This window comes from Acinetobacter apis, assembly GCF_900197575.1.
In the GTDB taxonomy this organism is placed as follows: Bacteria; Pseudomonadota; Gammaproteobacteria; order Pseudomonadales; family Moraxellaceae; genus Acinetobacter; species Acinetobacter apis.
Genome location: NZ_FZLN01000001.1, coordinates 1 through 24,447, shown reverse-complemented (window position 1 = coordinate 24,447; position 24,447 = coordinate 1). Strand labels below are relative to the sequence as shown.

The 24,447-nt window shown below is 38.3% G+C and carries 24 protein-coding genes; 11 read left to right on the top strand and 13 right to left on the bottom strand.

Going from position 1 to position 24,447, the window contains the following annotated elements; genetic code table 11:
* Position 1: 1 nt before the first annotated feature.
* The 8 genes from CFY84_RS00120 to CFY84_RS00085 all read right to left on the bottom strand — a co-directional run bounded on the left by CFY84_RS00120 (position 2) and on the right by CFY84_RS00085 (position 9,135).
* Positions 2-1,084, bottom strand: coding sequence for a hypothetical protein (locus CFY84_RS00120; protein ID WP_088823338.1), 1,083 nt, complete (start codon positions 1,082-1,084; stop codon positions 2-4).
* A gap of 497 nt (positions 1,085-1,581) precedes the next feature.
* Positions 1,582-2,037: a bacteriohemerythrin gene (locus CFY84_RS00115; protein WP_088822131.1), complete on the bottom strand. Its 456-nt coding sequence runs from the start codon at positions 2,035-2,037 to the stop codon at positions 1,582-1,584.
* Positions 2,038-2,237: 200 nt separating this feature from the next.
* On the bottom strand, positions 2,238-3,086 hold the full coding sequence (locus CFY84_RS00110; protein WP_088822130.1) for a class II glutamine amidotransferase: 849 nt from the start codon (positions 3,084-3,086) through the stop codon (positions 2,238-2,240).
* Positions 3,087-3,252: 166 nt separating this feature from the next.
* Positions 3,253-4,155: an acetylglutamate kinase gene (gene argB / locus CFY84_RS00105; protein ID WP_088822129.1), complete on the bottom strand. Its 903-nt coding sequence runs from the start codon at positions 4,153-4,155 to the stop codon at positions 3,253-3,255.
* Positions 4,156-4,188: 33 nt separating this feature from the next.
* Entirely contained in the window at positions 4,189-5,622 is a 1,434-nt protein-coding gene (locus tag CFY84_RS00100; protein ID WP_088822128.1) for a phosphomannomutase/phosphoglucomutase, read from the bottom strand.
* 163 nt (positions 5,623-5,785) lie between these two features.
* A complete protein-coding gene (dut, locus tag CFY84_RS00095; protein WP_088822127.1) occupies positions 5,786-6,238 on the bottom strand; it encodes a dUTP diphosphatase in 453 nt (150 codons plus the stop codon).
* Positions 6,239-6,257: 19 nt separating this feature from the next.
* Positions 6,258-8,303 carry a UvrD-helicase domain-containing protein gene (locus CFY84_RS00090; protein ID WP_088822126.1) on the bottom strand — a complete coding sequence of 682 codons (2,046 nt, stop codon included), beginning with the start codon at positions 8,301-8,303 and terminating at the stop codon, positions 6,258-6,260.
* Between the two features lie 178 nt (positions 8,304-8,481).
* Positions 8,482-9,135: an OmpA family protein gene (locus CFY84_RS00085; RefSeq protein ID WP_088822125.1), complete on the bottom strand. Its 654-nt coding sequence runs from the start codon at positions 9,133-9,135 to the stop codon at positions 8,482-8,484.
* Between the two features lie 234 nt (positions 9,136-9,369).
* On the opposite strand from CFY84_RS00085, the gene CFY84_RS00080 reads away from it, so the two are divergent.
* The 6 genes from CFY84_RS00080 to CFY84_RS00055 all read left to right on the top strand — a co-directional run bounded on the left by CFY84_RS00080 (position 9,370) and on the right by CFY84_RS00055 (position 13,682).
* Positions 9,370-10,287 (top strand): acyltransferase, encoded by a 918-nt coding sequence (locus tag CFY84_RS00080; RefSeq protein ID WP_088822124.1) that lies wholly within the window; start codon positions 9,370-9,372, stop codon positions 10,285-10,287.
* Positions 10,288-10,310: 23 nt separating this feature from the next.
* Positions 10,311-11,354, top strand: a complete 1,044-nt coding sequence (locus tag CFY84_RS00075; protein ID WP_088822123.1) for a hypothetical protein — start codon at positions 10,311-10,313, stop codon at positions 11,352-11,354.
* A 90-nt stretch (positions 11,355-11,444) separates the two neighbouring features.
* Positions 11,445-12,149 (top strand): septum site-determining protein MinC, encoded by a 705-nt coding sequence (gene minC, locus CFY84_RS00070; RefSeq protein ID WP_088822122.1) that lies wholly within the window; start codon positions 11,445-11,447, stop codon positions 12,147-12,149.
* 78 nt (positions 12,150-12,227) lie between these two features.
* Positions 12,228-13,040 (top strand): septum site-determining protein MinD, encoded by an 813-nt coding sequence (minD, locus tag CFY84_RS00065; protein WP_088822121.1) that lies wholly within the window; start codon positions 12,228-12,230, stop codon positions 13,038-13,040.
* Positions 13,041-13,042: 2 nt separating this feature from the next.
* The gene (minE, locus tag CFY84_RS00060) at positions 13,043-13,315 is read left to right on the top strand and encodes a cell division topological specificity factor MinE (RefSeq protein WP_088822120.1); all 273 of its coding nucleotides are present in this window, start codon (positions 13,043-13,045) and stop codon (positions 13,313-13,315) included.
* Between the two features lie 82 nt (positions 13,316-13,397).
* Positions 13,398-13,682, top strand: a complete 285-nt coding sequence (locus CFY84_RS00055; RefSeq protein WP_088822119.1) for a PA4642 family protein — start codon at positions 13,398-13,400, stop codon at positions 13,680-13,682.
* Here the strand turns inward: CFY84_RS00055 and CFY84_RS00050 are convergent.
* Complete coding sequence (locus CFY84_RS00050; RefSeq protein ID WP_088822118.1) at positions 13,679-14,038, bottom strand: hypothetical protein; 360 nt, start codon at positions 14,036-14,038, stop codon at positions 13,679-13,681. The two genes, CFY84_RS00055 and CFY84_RS00050, sit on opposite strands and share 4 nt — an antisense overlap.
* Positions 14,039-14,132: 94 nt before the next feature.
* On the opposite strand from CFY84_RS00050, the gene CFY84_RS00045 reads away from it, so the two are divergent.
* Both CFY84_RS00045 and CFY84_RS00040 read left to right on the top strand, forming a co-directional pair.
* Positions 14,133-15,563 (top strand): aminotransferase-like domain-containing protein, encoded by a 1,431-nt coding sequence (locus CFY84_RS00045; protein WP_088822117.1) that lies wholly within the window; start codon positions 14,133-14,135, stop codon positions 15,561-15,563.
* Positions 15,564-15,986: 423 nt separating this feature from the next.
* Positions 15,987-16,604: a hypothetical protein gene (locus CFY84_RS00040; protein WP_088822116.1), complete on the top strand. Its 618-nt coding sequence runs from the start codon at positions 15,987-15,989 to the stop codon at positions 16,602-16,604.
* 550 nt (positions 16,605-17,154) lie between these two features.
* Here the strand turns inward: CFY84_RS00040 and CFY84_RS00035 are convergent.
* Positions 17,155-17,787, bottom strand: coding sequence for a LysE family transporter (locus CFY84_RS00035; protein WP_088822115.1), 633 nt, complete (start codon positions 17,785-17,787; stop codon positions 17,155-17,157).
* Positions 17,788-17,869: 82 nt separating this feature from the next.
* Positions 17,870-20,905: a DNA translocase FtsK gene (locus CFY84_RS00030; protein WP_088822114.1), complete on the bottom strand. Its 3,036-nt coding sequence runs from the start codon at positions 20,903-20,905 to the stop codon at positions 17,870-17,872.
* Between the two features lie 233 nt (positions 20,906-21,138).
* Here CFY84_RS00030 and trxB point away from each other — a divergent pair, with 233 nt between their 5' ends.
* From trxB to CFY84_RS00015, 3 genes are all read left to right on the top strand, one after another.
* Positions 21,139-22,089 (top strand): thioredoxin-disulfide reductase, encoded by a 951-nt coding sequence (gene trxB, locus CFY84_RS00025; protein ID WP_088822113.1) that lies wholly within the window; start codon positions 21,139-21,141, stop codon positions 22,087-22,089.
* A gap of 74 nt (positions 22,090-22,163) precedes the next feature.
* Positions 22,164-22,898, top strand: coding sequence for a leucyl/phenylalanyl-tRNA--protein transferase (gene aat, locus CFY84_RS00020; RefSeq protein ID WP_088823337.1), 735 nt, complete (start codon positions 22,164-22,166; stop codon positions 22,896-22,898).
* 23 nt (positions 22,899-22,921) lie between these two features.
* Positions 22,922-23,740: an arginyltransferase gene (locus CFY84_RS00015; protein ID WP_088822112.1), complete on the top strand. Its 819-nt coding sequence runs from the start codon at positions 22,922-22,924 to the stop codon at positions 23,738-23,740.
* A 6-nt stretch (positions 23,741-23,746) separates the two neighbouring features.
* On the opposite strand, the gene rimI is transcribed toward CFY84_RS00015, so the two are convergent.
* Positions 23,747-24,214: a ribosomal protein S18-alanine N-acetyltransferase gene (rimI, locus tag CFY84_RS00010; RefSeq protein WP_088823336.1), complete on the bottom strand. Its 468-nt coding sequence runs from the start codon at positions 24,212-24,214 to the stop codon at positions 23,747-23,749.
* An 83-nt stretch (positions 24,215-24,297) separates the two neighbouring features.
* A partial coding sequence (locus CFY84_RS00005) for an EF-Tu C-terminal domain-related protein (protein WP_456049141.1) occupies positions 24,298-24,447 on the bottom strand: 150 nt, incomplete at its 5' end.

The following is a 24,447-nucleotide window of genomic DNA, read 5'->3' as shown; positions in this document are numbered from 1 at the left end:
ATTAAAACCACCCAACAAAGACAGAGGCAATAGCTACAATAATGCTTAGCGGTATCACAATACGTACAGCAATGCGCCATATGTTATACGCCCACTCGCTATCAAAATTCATGACTTTGCGCAAATGACTGATTTTCATGATCCAGCCTGCAAAAATGGCATACCCTAAACAGCTGAGTAAGCCCCAAATTAATACCACTAAATTTAAGGTGGTTTGTAACAATGGGACTGCCCACAGTACTACAGGCAATACGATTGTGGCATATTGAACCACCACAGCAAGCTTACGATCTGCCAGCTGTTGTCTCGCAAGTTTTAAAAGTAAGGCTGCACCAAAAACCACAGCCACTACAATGCTGATGGCAGGTGCAGGTGTTTGGATCGCAAAAAAGCCAAACGCAACCACTGACGCCAATTGGGCAAACCAAATCGGCAACACCACAGGTGTGGTTTTATTGTCATGATACGCAGACTCTGCATTCACTTGTGCATAAACACCAAGCCCTAAGCCACTTGCCACCAAGGCTAAAATTGTTGCCTTACCCCACTCAGGAAAAATGAGTGCTGTCATTTGCCATGCTTCTATATGACGTCCCATGACAAAGCTCAATACAATTGATGCAGCAACAGCAATCACACTCAGCAAAACCAAGATTTTATGGTCTAAAAAAGACAATACCAATGACACAATCGCCAAAGCCACAAATACCAAACTGACAGCGATTGGCAGTGCAACAAACTGCTCTGCAACATAACTTGCATTTGCAAGCATTGCACCTGCTAAAAACGGAATAAAAATGACTGAAAACCAACCGACCAAACGCCATTTTACTGATGCATCTGCATCACGCGTTAATGACATTAACGCATTTAAAACCGTTGTTTTAGCACGTTTAACCAAAGCAAATTCTAAATAGATCAGCGGTAAAGCCAAAAATATCACTAAGCCAATCCACAACAGCCAAAAATCAAGCTGCCGATCAATTTGAAGCCCTATGACAGGCGAAAATGTGGTAATAAGCATGAATGATAAACAAAATGCCAATAATGGTGATAACCATCGAGACATAGGTCCGTCCTGTATCCGAAGTTTTAAATGATGGGCTATTTTGCCTTTGTCAGCGTACAAAATCAAAGCCTAGTCATGATAATCATCTGCATACCAACAAAATGAACAGATCTGTGCAATTTATACAAGCCTGATGACCATGAGCTTGATTCATGCGCAAGCTAAAACAAAATAGGACAATATCAAATCATAAAGATGAATTAGTTAATCTTTTTATTACAGTTTTTATGATTAGCACTGCATCATAGCATGAACTAAATCATCATAAAATGAAAGCTACAGATGTGCATGACATCATGATGATGATGTTATTTCCTTAAATCATTTGAATAAATAATACAAAGACCCTCACATCAATATCACAGTATAAAACTTTTTATCAGTGACCTTTTATGCTGTGATGATCGCAATCGGTGGTATTCTTATTTTGAGACACAATAATAAAAGGTCAACTGTATTTGCTGAACATTGTAGAATGTCTGTGCGCTTGATGCAGTGTGTTGCTTAAACCATCATGAAAAAAACCGCGCAAACCACCCTTTACCTTTAGTTTTTTCCTTTTCACGAATAATTTGATTCATATTTTCTTTTACTGCACTGACATAATCAGCATCGTCATGTTTGATATGATTAATTAACCAATGCGTTAAAACTTGATATAAATCTTCTTCTATTTCTTTGCCACTTAAAAAATCTGCACGGTAGCCTTCAATTTTACGAATGAAAAGCTCATGAACTTTTTTATGTGGTACTGAAAAGCGGTAGCCCGCTTCTTCTTGCAGACTTTCTTCAAAGGCAAAATGTGATTGGGTATAATCGATAATACTGTCTAAAATCTCTTTGACTTTATCTCGATCATGGGTAAAGCATACTTCATCAATATCGTTAATATAGTCTAGAATTCGCTTATGCTGTTCATCAATAACTTCGATGCCTGTATCAAAATCTTGATTCCAATAAACTTTCATTATGCTGCCTATTTTCACTATTGATACATAAACACTATATACAAAATAGGCGGCTATTGGTCGTCGTAAATTCAACCCTTATAGGCTCAATTTCCCAAGAATTAAAATAAGATATTGATATTAAAGCATTATATATTTAATACCATAGCAAAAGAATCAAGTATTTTTTAGACAAATCTGTCTATTTTTGTCACATTACTTTAGTAAATATCTGCTTGTGTAATACGACGAAGTGACGGATCAATGGCTTCGTCCACTAAACGCTGAATAAATGTTTGAGCAGTACGAATTGGACGACCATGCTCAAATAAACGCAATTCACCTGGCTCAAATGCAGTCCACATTTCATTGTTGGTGAGTGGTTCTGTTGCAATTACTGCCACACGGTCTTCAGGGGTAGTATGCTGACTAAAATCAATTTCTAGATCAAGATCAATTAAGCGTGCTGGACGAAATGGATACTCACGTACTGTCCAATGCAACTTCGTAACTGCATAGCTAAATAAGGCTTGCCCATTGGACATACAAAAATTGAATGTGCCATGCTCTGCAATTTCAGGCACGATGTCTTCTAATGCATCAAATACATCTTGTATTGCAGGCTCAGCATAGCCAAAGCGTTCTACTAAGCGATCTAAAATATAACAAAATGCATATTCACTGTCAGTATTCCCTACAGGTAAAAAACGACCAGCCAATTTCGGTGTAAAGCCATGTAAATGACCATTGTGGGCGAAGATCCAATGTCTGCCCCAGAGTTCACGAACAAATGGATGGGCATTTTCAAAGGTAATTTTACCTTGAGTGGCTTTTCGGATATGCGAAATTACATTTTTAGATTTGATCGGATAGTTACGGATAAACTCAGCCACAGGCGATTGAACAGCCGATTGACTGTCAATAAACACTCGGCAAGCCTTCCCTTCGAAAAAACCAATTCCAAAGCCATCGCAATGATCAGAAGTAATCCCAGCACGCTGAGAAAACCCTCTAAAAGAAAAGGTAATGTCTGTTGGTTTTGCACAATTCATTCCGAGCAACTGGCACATAGCGGTTTACTTATAGTCATCATTTTAATCAGGTAAAATCAAATCTACATCACACGCTTATGCTTGTAAACGAGTTTTTTTAAAGATGCTTATTCAAATAAAAGATATAGATTGGTGACAAGTAAGATATAAATGGCAATTATTTAGGAAATAATTGCCATATTCGTTATTTTTTTACTGCTTGATTAGAAATTAGTGTGCCAACCCCATGATCTGTAAAGACTTCAAGTAATGTCGCATGAGGAACACGTCCATCTACAATATGGGCACTGACCACACCACCTTTGACTGCATCCAATGCACAACCAACTTTAGGAATCATGCCGCCATAAATTACGCCTGTTTCAATCAGGTGATCAACTTCTTTGGTGCTCAGACCCGTCAACAGTTTTTTGTCTTCATCAAGAACACCTGTAATATTGGTCAACAAAATCAGTTTTTCTGCACCTAAAGCTTCAGCCACTTTTCCTGCCACAAGGTCAGCATTGATATTATAAGTGTCACCATTATCATCGACACCTAGTGGTGCAATAACAGGAATGAAGTCACTTTGGGTAAACATTTCAAGTACATCCGTATTGACCCCAACGACCTCGCCGACCATGCCTAAATCAATTTCAGCTATGCTGCCATCTGAATTGGTTTTTTTCATCAGTAATTTTTGTGCTTGCAACAAGCGACCATCTTTCCCTGTAAGACCGATGGCACGGCCACCATGCTGATTAATTAAATTCACAATGGATTTATTCACGCTGCCACCAAGCACCATTTCAACCACTTCCATTGTGGCTTTGTCAGTGATCCGCATACCATCCACACGGTCAGAAGCTTGACCTAAACGTTGCAATAAAGCATCTACTTGTGGCCCACCGCCATGAACCACAATCGGGTTAATACCTACTGTTTTTAACAAAACAATATCACGGGCAAAAGAACTTTCAAGCTCAGGGTCTGTCATGGCATTGCCGCCATATTTCACCACTAAAATTTTTCCAGCAAAGCGTTGGATATAAGGTAATGCTTCGGTTAACACATATGCTTTGTCTAAACCCTTGTGTTGATGTGACACAGACTGTCTCCTTGAGTCATTAATGTACTTCTTTTAAGTGGCTTGTAAAATTTTTACTGCAATGTCGGGATAACGTACATGTAAAAGTGTGGCAAATTTTTGGCGAATTTGAATTAAATCTTCTGCGGTGATGGCATCAAAGCGAACCGTTAAATACGCCCCTGTATTTGAAGCACGTATAATACCAACCCCTGAGGAAAAATCTAACCGAATCCCATCTATTTGAGTTAAAGTGGCATCCGTGTTCTGACACTGAAGCTTAAAATAGTTAAATAATTCAGTGATATTTTCACCGTTTAAATCAATATAAGTGTCTTCAGTAAAATGACGCTGTGGGTAATCTTTTAATAAGTCAGATATTTGTGTGGCTGTGCTTTGAATAAAATATTCGATGAGCCGTAATGCTGCATACAGTCCATCATCATAGCCCTGACCACGTCCATCGTTAAATACATAATGTCCTGCATACTCGCCACCAAAGATTGCATTGCCTTCGGATTGCAGCAAATATTGACGTAAGAATGTGCTGCCTGTTCTCAGCATAACCGCTTGACCATTCAAGGCCTCAATGGCTTGTTTGACCATGCTTGAGCACTTTACATCAAATACCACTTCATGTTTGGGATATTGAGCTAAGCACATCTGTGCAAATAAACAAATTAACTGATCAGGGCTTATCATTCGGGCTGTTTCATCAACCACAACCAAACGATCACCATCGCCATCAAGTGCAATGCCTAAATCTGCAGCATGCTCAATCACAGCTGCTTTCAATCCAGTTAAATGTGCTTCTTTAGACGGGTCTGGTGCATGGTCTGGAAAATGTCCATTGGCCTCACAACGTAATGCAACCACTGTACAACCAAGCTGAGTAAAGACTTGCTTGGCATATTGCCCTGCTGAACCATGCATTGCATCTATTACGACGGTTAAGGGTCGGTCAAATACAATGTCATTGCATAAATGATCAAGATAAGATTGTGTTGAAACAACCTCACAAGCTTCACGGCGTATAAGATCATGAGTCTCAAAATGAGAATGAGCCTCATAATATGGCTGTGCAATTCTTGCAATCGCCTGTATATCATCGGGTGTTGGCGGTTGGTTTTGCCATAGCCATTTCACCCCAAAATCTGTTTTGGGGTTATGACTCGCAGTCAGCATCACCCCTGTTTGGTATTGACTCTGCTGTGCCATAAAATACATAACAGGGGTTGAGCAGCAACCTAAAAATGTCACATCAATCTGATGCTCATACAAAACATGAAGCATAATCTGCGCATAATCTGTGCCCGCTAAACGTGCATCATGCCCCAATACAATATGATCAATGTGGTTTAAATTGAGTTGATTGGCAAATGCATATGCAATAGATTCCATCACATTAGGGGTTAAATTCGACAATGCTCCGCGAATATCATAAGCACGAAAAAGATGGATTGGAAATTTTTGCGGAGTCAGCGGCATTGTTGATATAACTATATGAAACATGAATGATGAATTGTCATCATTTCGAGTAACCTTGTAAACCTATGCTGTATTGAAATTCCAATTATTTACATAAAACAACGCCATGACTTGGCATGGCGTTAGATTCATAATTACTTATTAATTTTATGTATAGCTCAAGCTATTGCTGACCTGTATGACCAAAACCACCCAAACCACGTGCTGTGGCAACAAACTCACTTACTTGTTCAAATTGAGCTTGAACCACAGGAACCAATACATATTGTGCTAAACGCTCACCCACATTTAATGTAAATGCTTGAGTACCTCGGTTCCATACCGAAATCATCAATTCGCCTTGATAATCTGAATCAATTAAGCCCACCAAATTACCAAGCACAATACCGTGTTTATGACCTAAACCTGAACGCGGCAAAATCAAACCTGCAAAATTTGGATCTTCAATATAAATTGCCAATCCTGTTTTAACCAACACAGTCTGCCCAGGTTCAATGGTTATTGCTTCGTCAAGACATGCTCTTAAATCTAATCCTGCCGAACCTGTTGTGGCATACGTTGGCATAGGCAATGATTGACCAAGACGTTCATCTAATACTTTGACTTGAACTTTCATGATGTTCCTTTGTGTTACATTAATGTTTGTGCTTTAGCATGGCACGTAAATTTTCAAGATAGACTTTGGCTTGCTCTTTTGGGTCAACATTGGCCACTGACTTTTTCTTGCGTCCTAACCAATCTAAATCTTCTTGAGGCAATTCATCTAAAAAACGACTTGCCGTCATTTGTTTCATTTGTCCGCCTGCTTTACGTTGTTCAGCCAAAGTCAGTGTTAAACTTTGTCTAGCACGGGTAATGCCCACGTACATTAAACGACGCTCTTCTTCAATGGTGTCTGATGCAATTGAGTTTTTATGCGGTAATAACTCTTCTTCTAAGCCCATAATATATACAAATGGAAACTCAAGCCCTTTTGCCGCATGCAAAGTCAAAAGATTCACTTTGTCTGTGTCATCTTCTTCTTGCTGTTGCTCAAGTAAATCGAGTAACACCATTTTACGGATCACGCTTTCAATGTTTTTATCATCAACATCTTCTGCACGATTAATTAAACCTTGAATACTGCTATAAAGCGTTTCAATGTTGTCTAGCTTGGTTTTCTCTTGTGCAGGCGTTGCAGCTTGCTCACGGACATAATCAATATAGCCCGCTTCAATCATCATTTGGCGAATGAGTGGTACAGGATTGTCATCATCCAATAGCTCACGTGTATAGTTCTTTAAAAAATCAGAGAATTCAAATAAATGTGAGCTGATTTTTTTAGAAACCACCATACTTAAACGTTGATCGCCTGCCGCTGACAATAAAGACAAATGATTATCTTGAGCAAATAAACCAAGCTTTTCTAATGTCACAGGGCCAATTGAGCGTTTTGGGGTATTAATAATACGTAAAAATGCACTGTCATCTTCAGGGTTAATAATGAGTCTTAAATAACTCATGATATCTTTGATTTCACTGCGTGCAAAAAATGAAGTTCCGCCTGAAAGCTTATAAGGAATCTGCATTTGTCTTAAATACGTTTCTAAGATGCGTGCTTGGAAATTACCGCGATACAATACAGCATAATCTTTCCAGCTTTTGCCTTGCATCAACTTTTGATTCATCAAATCTTTAACAACGCGTTCTGCTTCATCATCATCATTACGGCAAGTAATAATTCGAATAGACTCACCATGGCCTTTATCGCTCCATAATTTCTTTTCAAAAATATGGGGATTGTTGCCGATGACTTGGTTTGCTGCTTTTAAAATTCGGCTGGTTGAACGGTAATTCTGCTCAAGCTTAATGACATTTAAATTGGGAAAATCTTCCTTTAATAATGCCATATTCTCAGGTTTAGCACCCCGCCATGCATAAATAGATTGATCATCATCACCCACAGCAGTGAATTGTCCCATCACGCCTACCAGCAACTTAACCAAAATATATTGCGCTGTATTGGTATCTTGGTATTCATCGACCAATAAGTAGCGAATACGGTTTTGCCATTTATCACGCACTTCTGCATTTTCTTGTAATAACCGTGCAGGTAAAACAATCAAATCATCAAAATCAACCGCGTTATATGCACGTAAGTTACGCTCATATAATTGGTATAAATGTGCACAACGTACATCATCTTCTGTTTCACAAACGCTATGTGCTTGCTCAGGTAAAATTAAATCATTTTTCCAGTCAGAGATTTGACGCATGACTTTGGCAATAAGTTCTTTACTTTCTGCACCTGACAAATTGTCTTGATGCATTAAATCCATCAAGATCCGTTTACAATCATCTGAATCTAAAATAGAAAAGTTATTTTTTAATGGGAGGTGTTTAAGTTCTAAACGTAAAAGGTTCAAGCCAAATGTATGGAATGTTGAGACCGATAAACCTTTTGACTCTTCGCGGCTTAACAGTTTACCTACACGCTCTTTCATCTCACGTGCGGCTTTATTGGTAAAGGTCATCGCGGTAATACGGTAGGCAGGAATTCGGCATTGCTGAACAAGATAAGCAATTTTTCGGGTAATCACAGAGGTTTTACCTGAACCTGCCCCTGCAAGCACTAACAAGGGTCCTTGAGTGTACTTCATTGCTTCAAGTTGCTTGTCATTTAACTGACTTGCCGATGACATGAGAATTCCTCAAATGAATTGGAGCACAATTATAGTCATGTCCGAATCAGAATTCTAATCCTTAACCTGACAATTGCTGAAAATATAACAGCTTCCGATTTGAAAGTTACCTCAATGCATTTTAAGCCCTTTATTCCATTAAAAAAACCACCCGAAGGTGGTTTTTAATGATTATGAATTATTTTGATTCATAAATGCTAATTTCTACACGACGGTTTTGTTCACGACCTGATGGTGTTGTATTTGATGCGATTGGATTACTTGATCCTGCACCTTGAGCATTAATTTTGGTACGTGGTACACCTTGACCAACCAAGTAGTTTGCAACCGATTGTGCACGTGCTTGTGACAATGGATTGTTAATTGCATCACTACCTGTATTGTCTGTATAACCTGTTACCAAGATCGCACTCTTGTTATCTTCAGTTAACGTTTGCGTCACTTTATTCAATGTTGAATAGAAGTTTGGCTTAATGGTTGATTGGTTGGTATCAAAAGTAATGTTACCTGGCATAACAAGGCCAACAGAACCATCTGAGTTACGGTTCACTTCAACACCAGTACCTTGCATTTGCTCACGTAATCTTTGTTCTTTTTTATCAAGATAAAGACCACCAGCTGCACCAACGAGTGCACCAATCGCTAAAGCACGGTTGTTTTGTGCAGAAGAATTGGCATTGGCACGTGACACGCCATAGCCTGCTGCTGCACCTAATAAACCGCCAAGTGCAGTTTTGTCATATTGACGAACACCGCCTGTTCCGTTGTCCATAGACTGACAACCAGATAATGCTAATGCTCCAGCCACTGTAGAAATCACAACTAAACGCATTCTTATCTCCTTTCATACATTTTTTTAGACTTTTCAAAAGTATGAGATAGATAATTACGATTTAACATTAGCTTTTTGTTAAGAAAAGAGATTGTATTAACAAATAAATAACAACTGAATAAAGAATATAAATGCTTTAAATTGGCTAAATAATTTTGCGGATTTGCTATTTTTTTGATTAAAATCACAAAAATCAGATTATTATTGTGCAATTGATAGATTTTAGGACAACAGATGTTATCTCAACGCAAAAAACCAAGTTTATTACAAAAATTGACGCGTGGGTTGGCAGTGGGCTCGGTGATTACAGGGAATACTGTTGCACATGGCGTGCCCATTTTAACCTTAGGTTTAACCAAACTATTTAAACAATCGCCTAAAGTCGATGAAACCAATGTCAACTTGGCGAATAATTGGATTTCTGTCAATAATTGGGTGATTGACCGTGTTTTGGCTGATACTCGTTGGGATATCCAAATTGATCCTGAGCTTGAACTCAAACAAGATGGTCGTTACATCATGTCATGTAACCACCAAAGTTGGGTCGATACCACAGTAAACCAATATGTGGGTCGTAGCCGTATGCCACTGACTCGCTTTTTTACCAAGTGGGAACTGATTTTTATTCCAGTGGCAGGGCAAGCATTTAAGATTTTGGGTTTCCCCATGATGAAACGCCATACAAAATCTCAAATTGCAAAAAATCCTGAGCTTAAACACCAAGATATTGTTGAAGCACGTAAATCATGTGAGCAACTATTAAGCCAACCATTTACCCTGCTCAACTTTATTGAAGGCACACGCTTTACTCCAGAAAAACACAAACAGCAAAAATCGCCATACCAACATTTGCTCAGACCCAAAGCAGGTGGTTTGGCATTGGCACTCAGTATCTTAGGACATCAGGTTGACGCTTTGGTTGATATGACCATTGTCTATCCAGATGGCATTCCAGGTTATGGTGAGTTTTGGTTAGGTGAAGTGCCACGTGTAGTGGTGCATTTACGTAAAATTGAAATTCCAGCATGGATTTTTGAAGGTAATTATGAAGAAGATCGTGAATTTCGAGCGAAGTTCTGTCAATGGTTAAGCCAGCGTTGGCAAGAAAAAGATGCGTTAATTGCTGACATCAAAGCACAATACCAAAGCTAACCAACACTTGAGATGCAATAAATATGTCTAATACGGCCAAAAACAAATTCCATCGAGTGGACCACAATTCATTGATGTGGAAATTTTATTTGGTCTATGACATTTTTATGATGATCATCATCATCGTGAATATTGTCTGTATTACAGCCAATGCTGTACTCATGAGCCACTTTGCAATGTGGCTTTCATCTATTTTACATCTGTCACCGCAACTTCATTTTTATCAGACTGAGTTAAACCCTTGGGTGGTATTGACAGAAACATGGTTTATTTGCTTTTTAATTATTGAACTTGCAATTCGCTGGATTATTGCAGCAACTCGAAACCATTATCAGCGCTGGTTCTTTTTTCCATTTATTCATTGGTATGAAGTGTTGGCCATTTTCCCACAATTGCGTTTTTTGCGTTTATTACGAGTGGGATTAATTGCTTACCGTTTGCATGAACTTGGCTATAAAGTGATTCCAACATCATGGCATAAAACAGGACGTTTTTATTATGATGTACTCATGGAGGAGTTGTCTGATCGTGTGGTCATTACAGTGATTGATGGTATTCGTGATGAATTAAATACCAGCTCCACCTATAAATCGAGCATTCATCATGTCGTAGAGCAACACAAAGCGTTATTTGCCCAAACTTTTTCTGAAATATTACAAGATACTTTGGCGAAAGAACTGCAAGTGCAACGCCATGAGATTGCCAAAAGTATTGGGGTTATTGTTGAAGAGTCCGTGGCCAATACCCCTGAAATTCATCAACTCTTAAAACACTTCCCTATTGTTGGAAATCGTATCGAAAGCCAATTACAAAGTATTGGTAAACGTTTAGGGGAAAATATTACCCAAGGCATTATTACCCCGCTTGCATCAGGTTCTGTGCAACAGCCTAATGCCACATATCGTTTAATTTCACATAAAATCAGTGAAATTGATATTAATAACCAATCTTTAGAAAAGTTAGTTGAATCTGCCGTGCATGAAAGTTTAAAATCAATCCGCAAACAAGTGAAAGTGAAGCAATGGCAACAAATTTTAAAAATGAATGATAAAAATAATTCTTTATAGCTGGCTTATTTAAATTTAAGCGCTTTTATCATCAAACATGATTTATGTTGATTTACCCTTTTTTAGTCAACACGCCTTCAAGGAATTATTATGGCTGACATCCGTATTACTGGCAGAATGGTTAATTTTTCTCGGTTAACATTTGATACCAATGACCATGATGTAATCCGCAAACAACTTGTCCAAATGTTAGCTGATACCGCATCACATGGTGCTCCTGTAATTCTTGACAGTACGGTTAAACAAGAGCTAATCGCTTTGATTCAACTCATTATTAGCCTAGATTTACAGCCGATGGGCGTGATTGATGGGATTTTGTCAGACCAAGCACGTAGCATTCAATTTCCGATTTTACCTGCGGATCGCCCTTTACAGCGTATTAAGCCCACCACAGAACAAATTGTTGAAGAACCGATTGAAGATGATCAGCTTACACCAGCTAAAAAAAGTCGTATTAACCACATTACCTCATACCACAATGATATGCTTCGTACAGGACAGTGTTTAATCCAAGACAATGGTGACGTGATTTTAAATGCGAGTATGAACAGCGGCTCTGAGGTCATTTCAAGCGGTAATATTTATATTTATGGCGCAGCGCAAGGTCGAGTGATTGCTGGTGCAAGCGGTGACACCACCGCACGGGTTTTTTGTCATGCTTTGAATGCCGAATTAATTTCTATTGCAGGAACATATTGTGTTTCAGAGGATATTCCTTCACATATTTATAAAAAACCTGCACATATTTATCTCAATGAGCAACAAGAACTTGTCTTTGAAGCTTTAGAAATATAGAGTAAAATATAACTTAACGCGATTAAATTCTTTAAAACGTAAAATCTAACACAAAAAGACAGCACAGGAGTGAATTCGGTGGCCAAGATTGTAGTTGTAACATCAGGCAAAGGTGGTGTAGGTAAAACTACAACAAGCGCATCATTTGCAACAGGATTAGCGTTACGTGGTCACAAAACCGTTGTTGTCGATTTTGACGTAGGCCTTCGTAACCTTGACTTAATCATGGGTTGTGAACGCCGTGTTGTCTATGACTTTGTCAATGTCATTAACAATGAAGCGCGTTTACAGCAAGCTTTAATTCGCGATAAAGACATTGAAAATCTTTATATTTTACCTGCATCACAAACACGTGATAAAGATGCGCTGACTGATGAAGGCGTTGCGCGCATTATGGATGAATTAGCACAAGAATTTGATTACATTATTTGTGATTCACCTGCGGGGATTGAACGTGGTGCAATTTTAGCCATGTACTATGCAGATGAAGCAATTATTGTTACAAATCCTGAAATTTCATCTGTTCGAGATTCAGATCGAATTATTGGTATGTTAGATAGCAAAACCAAAAAAGTGGAACAAAAAGAAGGTCGCATCCGTAAACATTTATGTATTACACGGTTTAACCCTGAGCGAGCTGATCGCCAAGAAATGCTCACCATTGATGATATTTCAAAAGACATTTTACGTGTACCAACGTTAGGTGTCATTCCTGAATGTGCAAGTGTTCTTCAAGCATCGAATGAAGGTAAACCGGTCATTCTCTATACCGAAACACCAGCAGGTCAAAGTTATGATGACTTGGTTGCTCGTTTCCTTGGAGAAGAACGCCCATACCGTAACATCACCGTGAAACCGAAAGGCTGGTTAGCACGTTTATTTGGAGCATAATCATGGCAGGATTCTGGAGTAAAATTTTTGGTAATGAGGAGCGTCAAACCAGTGCCCAAACAGCAAAAGACCGTTTAAAAGTCATTGTTGCGTCTGAGCAAGGGCTTGGACGACGTTTAAGTCAAGACAAAATTGATCAGATGAAAATTGAAATCATGCAAGTGGTTAACCGCTATGTACGCGGTGTTGATGAACAGCATATCCAAATGCAAGTCCGCTCAGAAGCGAACCTTGAAATGCTTGAAATGAATATCAATTTACCTGAAGATCGTTAATCTGAATATTGATTAGTAAAATCAGTTATTGCAAGGCAAACTAATCACATTATTTTGCCTTAATTATGCCAAGGAGCAAGCCGTGGCCGTATCACAGCCAGCAACGTTTAATGAAGAATGGTCCGATGAACGGGTTTTTGCTTATTTAAACCATTTACCGCCTGAAGGGGTAAATGCAGATTACCACGTATTATATAATGCATATAAACATATGCGTGCGAATGACTTTAAAAGACTGTTGGTTCAGTTCACAAAAGATGGGCGTGATATTCATGCAACCAACTTAGATGGGCAAACCATTCATGATGTCATTGCACAATTTCCAAAGCACCGTACTGAATTTTTAGACGTATTAAAACAATTCTAAGATTGCTTTGCAGAAAATACCTGTAATAACAGTTTTAAATGATTCGGATCGTTGGTATCACTGAGCTGATAAACGGCCTGTTGATGAAATCTTGAACATTGAAACTGTTTTACATCTGATTGCCGAAGTTTATAGGTTTCCATCACTCGGTAATAATATATATAACGCTCTTCATCTGCTAAAGTAATATGGTGCCAATTTGCCATATAATAATCACTAATGCCCTCTGATTTTAAATAACCTGCAATTAAATTTTCACAGACCATCTGTTCTGTCGCCGGCGTAGATTGATGTGTTTTAAACCCTAGCATGAATAAAACTAAAATCAGAAGACTCAATAATATACCCTGTTTCATGTGACCTCCTTAAATGCATGAGCGATAATGCATCTTAAAAAAGTCACACCTTAGGATACAGATACACATTTTATTTTAAATGCAGTACAGATGAATGGCCTTTCGATATCAGACCCTTGCGCATACGCTGAAACTACATATCCTGCATCACCATTTAGCACCACATACCAAGCTTATTTCTTTACGGCAATTTGCCAAACAGCACCAAGTGAGCTTGTCGACTGCACAAGCATGCTATGAGCATCTTGAAGCACAAGGACTCATTTATAGTAAACATAAATCAGGATATTTTGTTGCTCCGCATCAACGTGATATGCATCCCAACAACTCACGTTATACAGAAACCACATTCCCCTCTGTCATTCGTTCTGTATCCAATCTCGACTTATATAACCAAATTTTACAAGCTTCATTTCAGCCTAATGTCATACAATTAGGTTCCATTCAATTGGGACCACAGCTTATCCCAATGCAACAGCTTAAAGTATCGCTACAACGAGCATTAAAGCACTGTAAAAATGAAGATTTTTTATATTGTAATCAACAAGGTCATATACACTTACAAACAGCTTTACAGCAACATTGGGCAACAGATAACATTCATATTGCAGTTCAAGACATCTTCATTACTCATGGTTGTACAGCTGCCCTCTCTCTTGCTATTCAATCCCTGTCTAAGGTGGGCGACAGTATCATTATTCCTACGCCTACATTTAATGGTCAACTGCACTTACTTGCACATCTGAACCGAAAAATTATTGAAATTCCTGCAACCACTGCGGGTTTAGATTTAGAACGATTAGAAGCGGTCATGGCAACCAAACAATCACAAGTATGTTTACTAACCGCAAATTTTCAAAATCCGCTTGGATACTGCTTATCACATGCGGATAAAAAAACCATTGCCGACTTAGCGGCCAAATACCAATGCTATATTATTGAAGATGATGTTTATGCTGAATGCAGCTACCACACAGAACGTCCCTTACCGATTAAATATTGGGATGATGCAGGATATGTTATATGGGTAGGTTCAGTATCTAAATCCCTATCAAGCGCTTATCGTGTTGGCTGGCTATGTTTGAGTAAGCAAATACAACATTTAAAACCAAATATTTTGGCAAATAATGTCGTAGTCAATACGCCTTTACAGCTGGGTTTAGCTGATTTTATCTTTACAGGTGCATATAAAAAACATATTCGTGCACTGCAACTTAAGTTATACGAACAAGTCCGTGATTTTGTCCATACCATCCATGTTTTGTTTACAGGGTGTGATATTGAACTGAGTATGCCACAAGGGGGCTATGCCATTTGGATTAAGCTTCCCAATCAGTTAAGCTCACTGAGCTTATATCAAGATGCATTAAAGCACGGTATTAGTATTTCACCTGGTATTTTATTTGGTGAAGATTATAAATATCAGTCATTTATTCGCTTAAATGCAGGCGACCCCATGACAGATCAAATTCATCAAGCACTCAAGTATCTTGCTGAGTGGATTAAAAACCGCATTTCGTACTAATTTATATTTAACTTAAATCGAATACTTATAAATTAGTGATTTATCTGTTTAGATTGCTGATTAAATCTTAGCTTTAAAATATTTATGTGGATATAATATGGTCAATTAAGGTTAACTTTTTTAAAAAAATTTGAATAACCCTTTATTGACAGGTTAACTGACAAACTATAAGATAGATTTATACTAAAACTGTTAAACATGTCAACTATATATCAATATATGCGTAAAATTACCTAAAATTGTCATATTGTTGAGTTTTGGATAGATATTATATTGCTGCTTAAATTCAGCAAAAAAGAGTAAAATTAATAGTTGAAAATGCTCAAATCCACTTCTAACAGCTTTTTTTAAATACCTTTGTCTACCAAATATACACCAAAAATTTATTTCATAAATACGCACGGAAACCTTAATTAATTCAATATGTTTAATATTAAAGAAGCACCACAAGACAACAACCAATCTGTGACTAAAGCATTAAGTCGTTTAAAAATGGTCGATGCCAAAATTACAGATAAAATGACTGATCGTTTTGTCACAATCGTTAAGCAAGGCATGACATCAGATGGAAAACACGTCAAAGACCATCATGATCAGGTGCATCGCAAATTAAAGTCAATCCGAGATATAATTGAACAAGACTATAATACGCGGAATGAGATTGCCAAAAAAAATGCAGAAACAGTAATCGAAATTGGCGGAAAAAAATTAACTATTGCAGAAGCATTATTATATCGTCAATATCAACTACCCCGCCTAATTCTTTTACGAGATCGTTTAATTTCAGATTCATTTAAAATTAAACAAGATTATGAAATGGAATATAAATCTTATGAAAAAAAATTAATTGCATCTAATTTAAATAATGAAGATAGTAAACATCTCCAAAACCCTGACATGTTGGCATTCTTCGAAAAAAACTTTAAGCCCTCATATACTGAATTAGATAAATATATTGAAACACTTAAAGCTGAAATTGACTATTTTGAACAGGAATTTGATTATATTTTAAGCACAAAGAATTCAACGACGTTCTTATAGACTGACTTCGTCAATCATTATATTGTTCGTTCGTTGCACCGTTTTGGTGAGTGAATTCAAATTGGTGAAAAACTAATGACGAGGGTAGTATCGTTAAATCTACCACTATGCGCAACACTAAGTGTTAAAGTTTAACGCTAAAAGATCAGTGCTTAACGTTTTTTACGATAAACGCTTAAAATTGAGCATTAAAACATTTTACCATTGTGCCTTACAGAGTTTAAATCATTTGGGTTCTCGGTACATCATCTGTTTGGATAATCACTCCCTCCCTCTTAAAAGATATATTCAAACTTGAATATGTCTTTTTTATTAAAATTATATTATGAATAGCAACCACTTACTTGCATGTTGTATCAGCTATTATTGGCTGAGTAACTCTTCAATTGGTGCACTAACTGCTTGTATAAGCTCTAATTGGTACTGAAAATACAGATTCTTGGGCGTGTTGCTTTTATATAGTTTAGGCTTAGATGCAGGCGACCCCATGACAGATCAAATTCATCAAGCACTCAAGTATCTTGCTGCGTGGATTCAAGCTCGCCAATAATTATTTGCTATTCATTAAAAATAAGCCAAATAATGTAAACAAGCCACCAGACACGCCATCAATCCAACGGACAGATTTTTGATAAAAAACTTTGCAAGCTGGTAAAGAAAAAATAAATGTCACCAATACAAACCACAGTGCTGTTTCTGAAACTACAATAAAGAATAACCAAGTATGTGCCTGATCTAATACAGGATTAGATAAAAATACTGCAAAAATACTGCCAAAGTAAATAATGACTTTAGGATTAGATAAATTTGCAATCAGTCCCTTCAAAAAATAATGACGAAGTGGCTTTTGAGTGAGAGAAGCAGATGCTGTAAGAGTTTGCTGTGTAGCAATCTGTTTACGGCAAGCACTACGTAACAATTGAATACCGAGCCAACTTAAATATAAACCACCGCCAATAAATAATGCTTTACGCAACCAAACAACTTGTTCAAAAATAATATTTAGACCAAATAATGCCAATAATACCCAAAACGTAACGCCAAGTGTCATGCCTGCCACAACGGATAATGCAGCTTTACGTGAACAGCTCATTGCCGTTTGGCTAACCATAAAGAAATCTGGACCTGGGGTCAGTAATGCACATAAATTAATAAATGCTAATGTCAATAATGCGGTAAACATACTGTACTGTCCTTACTATCCAATCTTGTAAAAATAATCATAAAAAAACATCCCCGTTATGGGGATGTTTTTCATTGCGGTATTATACCAAAATTTCACGCTTGCCGTTGGACCCCATTGCACTAACAATGCCATTTTCTTCCATGGTATCCACCAAACGTGCTGCACGGTTATATCCTAAACTAAATTTTCGTTGTAATGATGAAGTCGAGGCTTTTCGACTCTCAAGTACAAAAGCCACAGCTTGATCATAAAGCACATCGCGGTCTGGACTTGCATCGCCATCCTCGCTACTGCTTCGTGACGTGCTTTCTTCATCGTATGGAGTTAATATTTCATCAATATAGTTAGGATCACCACGTTCACGCCATGCATCACAAATACGGTTGACTTCATCATCGCTAATAAATGCCCCATGAACACGCTCAGGTTCTATCTTACCTGGTGCCAAAAACAGCATGTCACCGTGACCCAAAAGATCTTCTGCTCCACCAGCATCTAGAATTGTTCGCGAGTCAATTTTACTGTTAACACGTAATGCCACACGGGTTGGGATATTGGCTTTAATTAAACCTGTAATCACATCAACAGATGGGCGCTGGGTTGCAAGCAAAAGATGAATCCCAGCAGCACGTGATTTTTGTGCTAACCGCGTAATCATTTCTTCTGCTTTTTTCCCCACTTGCATAATCATGTCTGCAAATTCATCAGCCACAATCACAATCATCGGTAGTGTTTCTAAACGTGGTGCACGCTCTTGTGTGGCCGAATCGCTTGGCTTCCAAGTTGGGTCAATTAAGTCCTCCCCTGTCGCCAGTGCTTCTTTAACTTTACGATTATAGTCAACGATTTTACGCACTTTTAAAAATGACATGAGCTTATAACGGCGTTCCATTTCATTCACACACCAATTTAAGGCACTCACAGCATCTTTCATATCTGTCACTACAGGCGTTAATAAATGCGGAATATCGCTGTAATTGGCAAGCTCTAACTGTTTTGGATCAATTAAAATTAAGCGTAAATCTTGGGGTGTATATTTTAACAACATCGACAGCAGCATGGCATTGACTGCAACCGACTTACCAGAACCTGTTGTTCCTGCAACCAGCATATGCGGTGCTTTCGCAAGATCAGTTAACACAGGATTGCCTGAAATATCTTTACCCATTGCCATACTGATTAAACCATTCGGATCAGTATACGCATCGGTTTTGAGCAACTCAGTCAAACGCACCATTTCTCGACTACTATTTGGTACTTCAATACCAATATACGGTTTACCTGGAATCACCTCTACCACACGAACAGAAGCCATCGACATTGAGCGGGCTAAATCACGTGAGATATTGGTCACCTTAGAGGCTTTTACGCCAGGCGCTAAGTCAAGTTCAAAACGTGTTACAACAGGACCAGGTTGTGCTTCTACTACTTTGGCTTTGACATTAAATTCTTGTAATTTAATTTCCAATAATTCAGATAACCGTGCCAACTGTTCTGCAGTGAAGTTAACTTTTTTATTTGGATCAACTTCATCTAACAGGGATTGTTCAGGAATTGGGGATAAACCTGCACGCTTGGTTGCTGTTTGCATCGCACGTGACATTGGACGACCATGACTGTCTGTCAGTGGCGCATCTAAATCAAAGTCAGGCTCAGTAGGTTGCCCTGCTGTTTCTTGCCAAGCTTCAATAAACTCATCTTTTGATAATGTATTTAACTCAGTTTTGATTGCTGGTTGGGTAAAGGCAGAAGATTGCGCATAACTTGACTGCACTTTTGGTACAGGTGTATCAACAACATGTTCTGTCGCTGCTGATACCGGTGGTGCTACAGGCGTATTTGGCTGGGGAGATGCTTCTTTCTCTAATGCCAAAAGTTGCTCAATATCATTTACATGATGATCAACCACAGGCTCTATGGCTTTTACTGGCACTTCGGGCTGACTCTTTGGATAAGTCAACGCTGGTGCCGTGGTGAGCGCGGCATGACTTAAATGATCCTTGGGTACACTTTCAAGCAATTCATCGAATATTTTTTCATCATCCCAATCAATATGGGTTGTTTTTGGCTCAGTTGCTGAAAATGATGATTGAGTAGCTTGTGACTGTGTTTGACCTTGCTCAATATGAATATCTTGTTCTTCTGCAAGTTTAAGCAGTGCATCAATATCTTCACGGTGTTGATCAACCGTTTTATCATCTAATGCACGCCACACTTCACCAGTACTTACCACACGCTGTGCTTGATCTTGTTTAAGCGCATGTGCTTTATCAAGGGTATGCTGAAAATCAGTGTCAGAAATTACAGTCGAAGTGACTGCGGTCTGCGCAGGTTTCGGTGTTTCAATAGGATCTTGGTCTTGATGTGTATCAACCGCATGTTGAACAAGATCAGCTGTTTTTTCTTTATGAATTATAGGTTCTTCATCCATCGCCTGTTGCTTCATTTCAGGCGTAGCTGTGGCTGCTGCAGGTGATGCTATTGTTGGTTCAATACGTTTACGCTGCTGAGTGGTTAAATCAAATGCAGCTTCGCTCTCAGGAACATTACGATAAAACAGTTCTTGTAAATAATGAGGCGTTTCTTTTAATGTTGCCCATGTTTTATTCCATTCAATACCAAATGCTAAGGTAAATAAAATACCCCATAGAACAACCAAAAAACCGCTTGCACCGTACATGGTGAGCAATTGTGATAAATTTTTACCCAATTCATAGCCAATTATACCGCCTGATGCATTGTCTAATGCATCAGATGATATTGGTAAAAACAAATACAATAAACTTGCAGTTGCAAGCAAAATAAAAAATTGTGCAGCATAACGAAATGGACGGCTTAAAAAACTTCGAGGCCACCAAACCTGAATGGCTTCTATAAATAAGAAAAATGGAATGAGTAAGCTTGCCCATCCTAAAAAGCCAAAGATTAAATCTGCAATCCATGCACCAGCGATACCGCTTGCATTAGATACTTGCTGTGTATCACTGGAAATATGCATCCAACCTGGATCAAAAGGTGTATATGTCACGGTCGCTATAAACAAATAGATCCCTAGAGACATTAAAAATAATGTCGTAATTAAGCGCTGTGCATAGACACTTGACACCGCAGTCATAGATATTCCTGTACATTAAAATGATAAATTCGAAACAAGTGACTTACAATTTTCACTGAATTTGTATTATGCATGTGTTATATAAAATTACATGCCTTTCTTTGTGTGCTTTTATCGTATGAGATGAAAAAGATCGGTTTAAGCAATTAATCATATCAATAATTATTGATAACACAAAGATCCTCGTTTCACGTATAATTTTTTATAGCTCATTATTATAAGGGGAAATCTCCATGACCGCTCGCCATTCAAGATTAATTATCTTAGGTTCGGGACCAGCAGGTTATAGCGCAGCTGTTTATGCAGCACGAGCAAACTTAAAGCCAACCTTAATTGCAGGCTTACAACTTGGTGGTCAGTTGACCACGACCACTGAAGTCGACAATTGGCCAGGCGATCCTGAAGGTCTAACAGGCCCTGCCCTGATGGAAAGAATGCAAGCACATGCTGAACGTTTTGGCACAGAGATCGTGTATGACCATATCAATGAAGTTGACACGAGCGTTCGCCCGTTTGTATTAAAAGGTGACCTTGAAGAATATACATGTGATGCTTTAATTATTGCCACAGGTGCAACAGCACAATATTTAGGTTTAGAATCAGAGCAAGCATTTATGGGGCAAGGCGTAAGCGCGTGTGCAACATGTGATGGCTTCTTCTATAAAAACCAAAAAGTGATGGTCGTCGGTGGTGGTAACACTGCTGTTGAAGAAGCATTGTACCTATCAAATATTGCAGCTCATGTGACTTTAGTTCACCGCCGTGACACGTTAAAATCTGAAAAAATTCTTCAAGACCATCTTTTTGAAAAAGAAAAAGAAGGCAAAATTTCAATTATTTGGAATCATCAAGTTGAAGAAGTATTGGGGGACAATACAGGTGTCACAGGTGTTCGCTTAAAATCGACTCAAGATGAATCATTACAAGATGTTGATGTACATGGTCTATTCGTAGCCATTGGACATAAGCCAAATACGTCAATGTTTGAAGGTCAGCTTGATTTACGTGATGGATATATTCAAGTACATAGCGGTACCGCAGGCAATGCAACGGCTGCATCTGTTCCAGGCGTATTTGCCGCAGGTGATGTGGCAGACAGTATTTACCGCCAAGCCATTACATCAGCAGGCTCTGGCTGTATGGCAGCACTTGATGCCGAAAAATACCTAGACAATTTACATTAATGCTAAAAGCCGTATGTTTCATACGGCTTTTTTCTTTCTGATTATTCAAACTCACCATACACCTTTAATTTATGATGCAAACAAGACCGCAATCGCAATATATTTTTCCAAACCCAATGGAAACAGATCCTGAAGGAGAAGGCTTAATTTGTTTAGGTGCAGATTTAGCTGTCCCTACACTCATAGAGGCTTACTCTCATGGGCTATTTCCTTGGTTCAATGAAGGCGATCCGATTTGTTGGTGGAGTCCTGATCCACGTTGTGTCATATACCCGAAAGATTATACGCCAAGCAAAACCTTGCTTCGTTCAATGAAAAAACATGACTATCGTATCACCATCAATCAAGCATTTTCGAAAGTCATTCGCTCTTGTTCTTTGCCAAGACACTATGCCAATGAAACATGGATTAGTGAAGATATCATTCAAAGCTATATTGACATGTTTCAGCAAGGTTTAGGCTATAGTATAGAAGTATGGGAACATGAGACACTGGTTGGTGGGCTATATGGCATTCATTTGGGCAAAGGCTGTTTTGGTGAGTCGATGTTTAGCCAAAGAACAGATGTCTCAAAAATTGCATTTTATGTACTGATGCTGATTGGGCAAGAACAAGATTTACCTTGGATTGACTGTCAACTTGAAAATGACCATCTCATGAGCCTTGGTGCAACCTGTATTTCACGGGAAGAATATTTAAATTCGTTACAAAATGTCATAAAACAATCGCGTATTGATTGGAAAAAATATCAAGACAGTGTATTTTCAAGTAAGTCAATTGCATTATCTAAGCAACTTATCACCAAATAATTAACGCTGGAGGGACAAACAAGATGAACTCATACAATCCTAAGTCCCCACTACACGAGCTACAATATTTTATTACTCCGCCGCATGATTGTAGCTATTTGATTTATAAACCATCGCGTATGGTTTTTTTAAATCCTGAACAAAAGATTGATGTACACACCTTATCTGATCTTTCAAGAACAGGATTTAGACGTAGTGGTGATTATGTGTATCGACCAGAATGTCATTCATGCAGGCAATGCTTGTCATGCCGTGTTCCTGTCGATACGTTCAAAATGAATAGCCAACAGAAAAAAGCATGGAATCGTAACCAAGATTTAAGCGTTAAAGTCACCTCAATTGATCAAATTGACTCTATTGATGCTTATTATACGTTATATGAAAAGTACATTAACGTTCGCCATCAAGATGGTGACATGTACCCACCTAGCCGCGAGCAGTTCGAAAAGTTTTTACTTAATACCTGTACCGAAAGCTTTTTTCTTGAACTGTGGTTGGATGATCGCTTAATGAGTGTCTCTACATGTGATGCTTTAGATGATGGCTTATCTGCAGTCTATACTTTTTTTGATCCCAATGAGCACCGACGTTCTTTAGGGGTATTTGCAATTTTAAAGCAAATTGAATATATCCAATCGTTAAATTTAGACTTTGTTTATTTAGGCTATTGGGTGCCACACTCACCAAAGATGAATTATAAAAATCAGTATCTTCCATTTGAGTTACTTATCGATGGAGAATGGCATCAGCTGAATCGACATTTAAATGCAGAAGAGATTGAAAGCTTAGGTACCTCATTAATGACTACCTTTCCTATTGGTTGGAAAGCAATTATTAAATAAGGTGTATTAACGAAAGAGTGATTGAAAATCATCGCTACACGCTTTGACCATAATGACTGCATGCTCTCGCGTGCCATCTTGATTCGGATAATAGTTTTTACGCATATCAATCTGATGAAAGGCCATTTTTTCATATAGCGCAATTGCAGCTAGATTTCGTTCACGTACTTCTAAAAAAATTTGTATTGGTGCATTTTTTAATGTATTGATCGACTGTTCTAAGAGTTGATAGCCTAGTCCTTGCCCTTGGTATTTCGGTGATATCGCCATTAATAATAAATTTGCTTCATCTAATACAGGTTGCAAAATACAAAACCCTCTCACTTCCCCATCGACGTCAATCACCATCGAGTGATAATTTTGTTGTGCATCTTGAAATTGCGTTAGCGACCAAGGATGGAATTGTACTTCTTTTTCTATGGCATAGACTGCATTAACATCTACCGCCTGCATTTGCCTTACTACAACTGTCATGATGTTTACTTCTATCAATTTCATTTAAATTAAGCGATAAAAAAACGCTCCTAAAAGGAGCGTTTTTCAAAGTACATTACAAATTATGCAATAACTTTAGCAACAACACCAGCGCCTACAGTACGACCGCCTTCACGGATCGCAAAACGTAGACCAGCATCCATCGCAATCGGGTGGATCAATTCTACTGACATTTCAACGTTGTCACCTGGCATAACCATTTCAACGCCTTC

Bases quoted from the DNA above. Each gene is read 5' to 3' on its own strand.
- minE (WP_088822120.1), top strand. From the start codon at position 13,043: ATGGCAGGATTCTGGAGTAAAATTTTTGGTAATGAGGAGCGTCAAACC.
- rimI (WP_088823336.1), bottom strand. From the start codon at position 24,214: ATGACAGTTGTAGTAAGGCAAATGCAGGCGGTAGATGTTAATGCAGTC.
- aat (WP_088823337.1), top strand. From the start codon at position 22,164: ATGCAAACAAGACCGCAATCGCAATATATTTTTCCAAACCCAATGGAA.
- dut (WP_088822127.1), bottom strand. From the start codon at position 6,238: ATGAAAGTTCAAGTCAAAGTATTAGATGAACGTCTTGGTCAATCATTG.
- CFY84_RS00035 (WP_088822115.1), bottom strand. From the start codon at position 17,787: ATGTTTACCGCATTATTGACATTAGCATTTATTAATTTATGTGCATTA.
- CFY84_RS00050 (WP_088822118.1), bottom strand. From the start codon at position 14,038: ATGAAACAGGGTATATTATTGAGTCTTCTGATTTTAGTTTTATTCATG.
- CFY84_RS00085 (WP_088822125.1), bottom strand. From the start codon at position 9,135: ATGCGTTTAGTTGTGATTTCTACAGTGGCTGGAGCATTAGCATTATCT.
- CFY84_RS00040 (WP_088822116.1), top strand. From the start codon at position 15,987: ATGTTTAATATTAAAGAAGCACCACAAGACAACAACCAATCTGTGACT.
- CFY84_RS00015 (WP_088822112.1), top strand. From the start codon at position 22,922: ATGAACTCATACAATCCTAAGTCCCCACTACACGAGCTACAATATTTT.
- CFY84_RS00045 (WP_088822117.1), top strand. From the start codon at position 14,133: ATGGCCTTTCGATATCAGACCCTTGCGCATACGCTGAAACTACATATC.
- CFY84_RS00030 (WP_088822114.1), bottom strand. From the start codon at position 20,905: ATGACTGCGGTGTCAAGTGTCTATGCACAGCGCTTAATTACGACATTA.
- CFY84_RS00115 (WP_088822131.1), bottom strand. From the start codon at position 2,037: ATGAAAGTTTATTGGAATCAAGATTTTGATACAGGCATCGAAGTTATT.
- trxB (WP_088822113.1), top strand. From the start codon at position 21,139: ATGACCGCTCGCCATTCAAGATTAATTATCTTAGGTTCGGGACCAGCA.
- CFY84_RS00110 (WP_088822130.1), bottom strand. From the start codon at position 3,086: ATGTGCCAGTTGCTCGGAATGAATTGTGCAAAACCAACAGACATTACC.
- CFY84_RS00080 (WP_088822124.1), top strand. From the start codon at position 9,370: ATGTTATCTCAACGCAAAAAACCAAGTTTATTACAAAAATTGACGCGT.
- CFY84_RS00100 (WP_088822128.1), bottom strand. From the start codon at position 5,622: ATGCCGCTGACTCCGCAAAAATTTCCAATCCATCTTTTTCGTGCTTAT.
- minC (WP_088822122.1), top strand. From the start codon at position 11,445: ATGGCTGACATCCGTATTACTGGCAGAATGGTTAATTTTTCTCGGTTA.
- CFY84_RS00090 (WP_088822126.1), bottom strand. From the start codon at position 8,303: ATGTCATCGGCAAGTCAGTTAAATGACAAGCAACTTGAAGCAATGAAG.
- CFY84_RS00075 (WP_088822123.1), top strand. From the start codon at position 10,311: ATGTCTAATACGGCCAAAAACAAATTCCATCGAGTGGACCACAATTCA.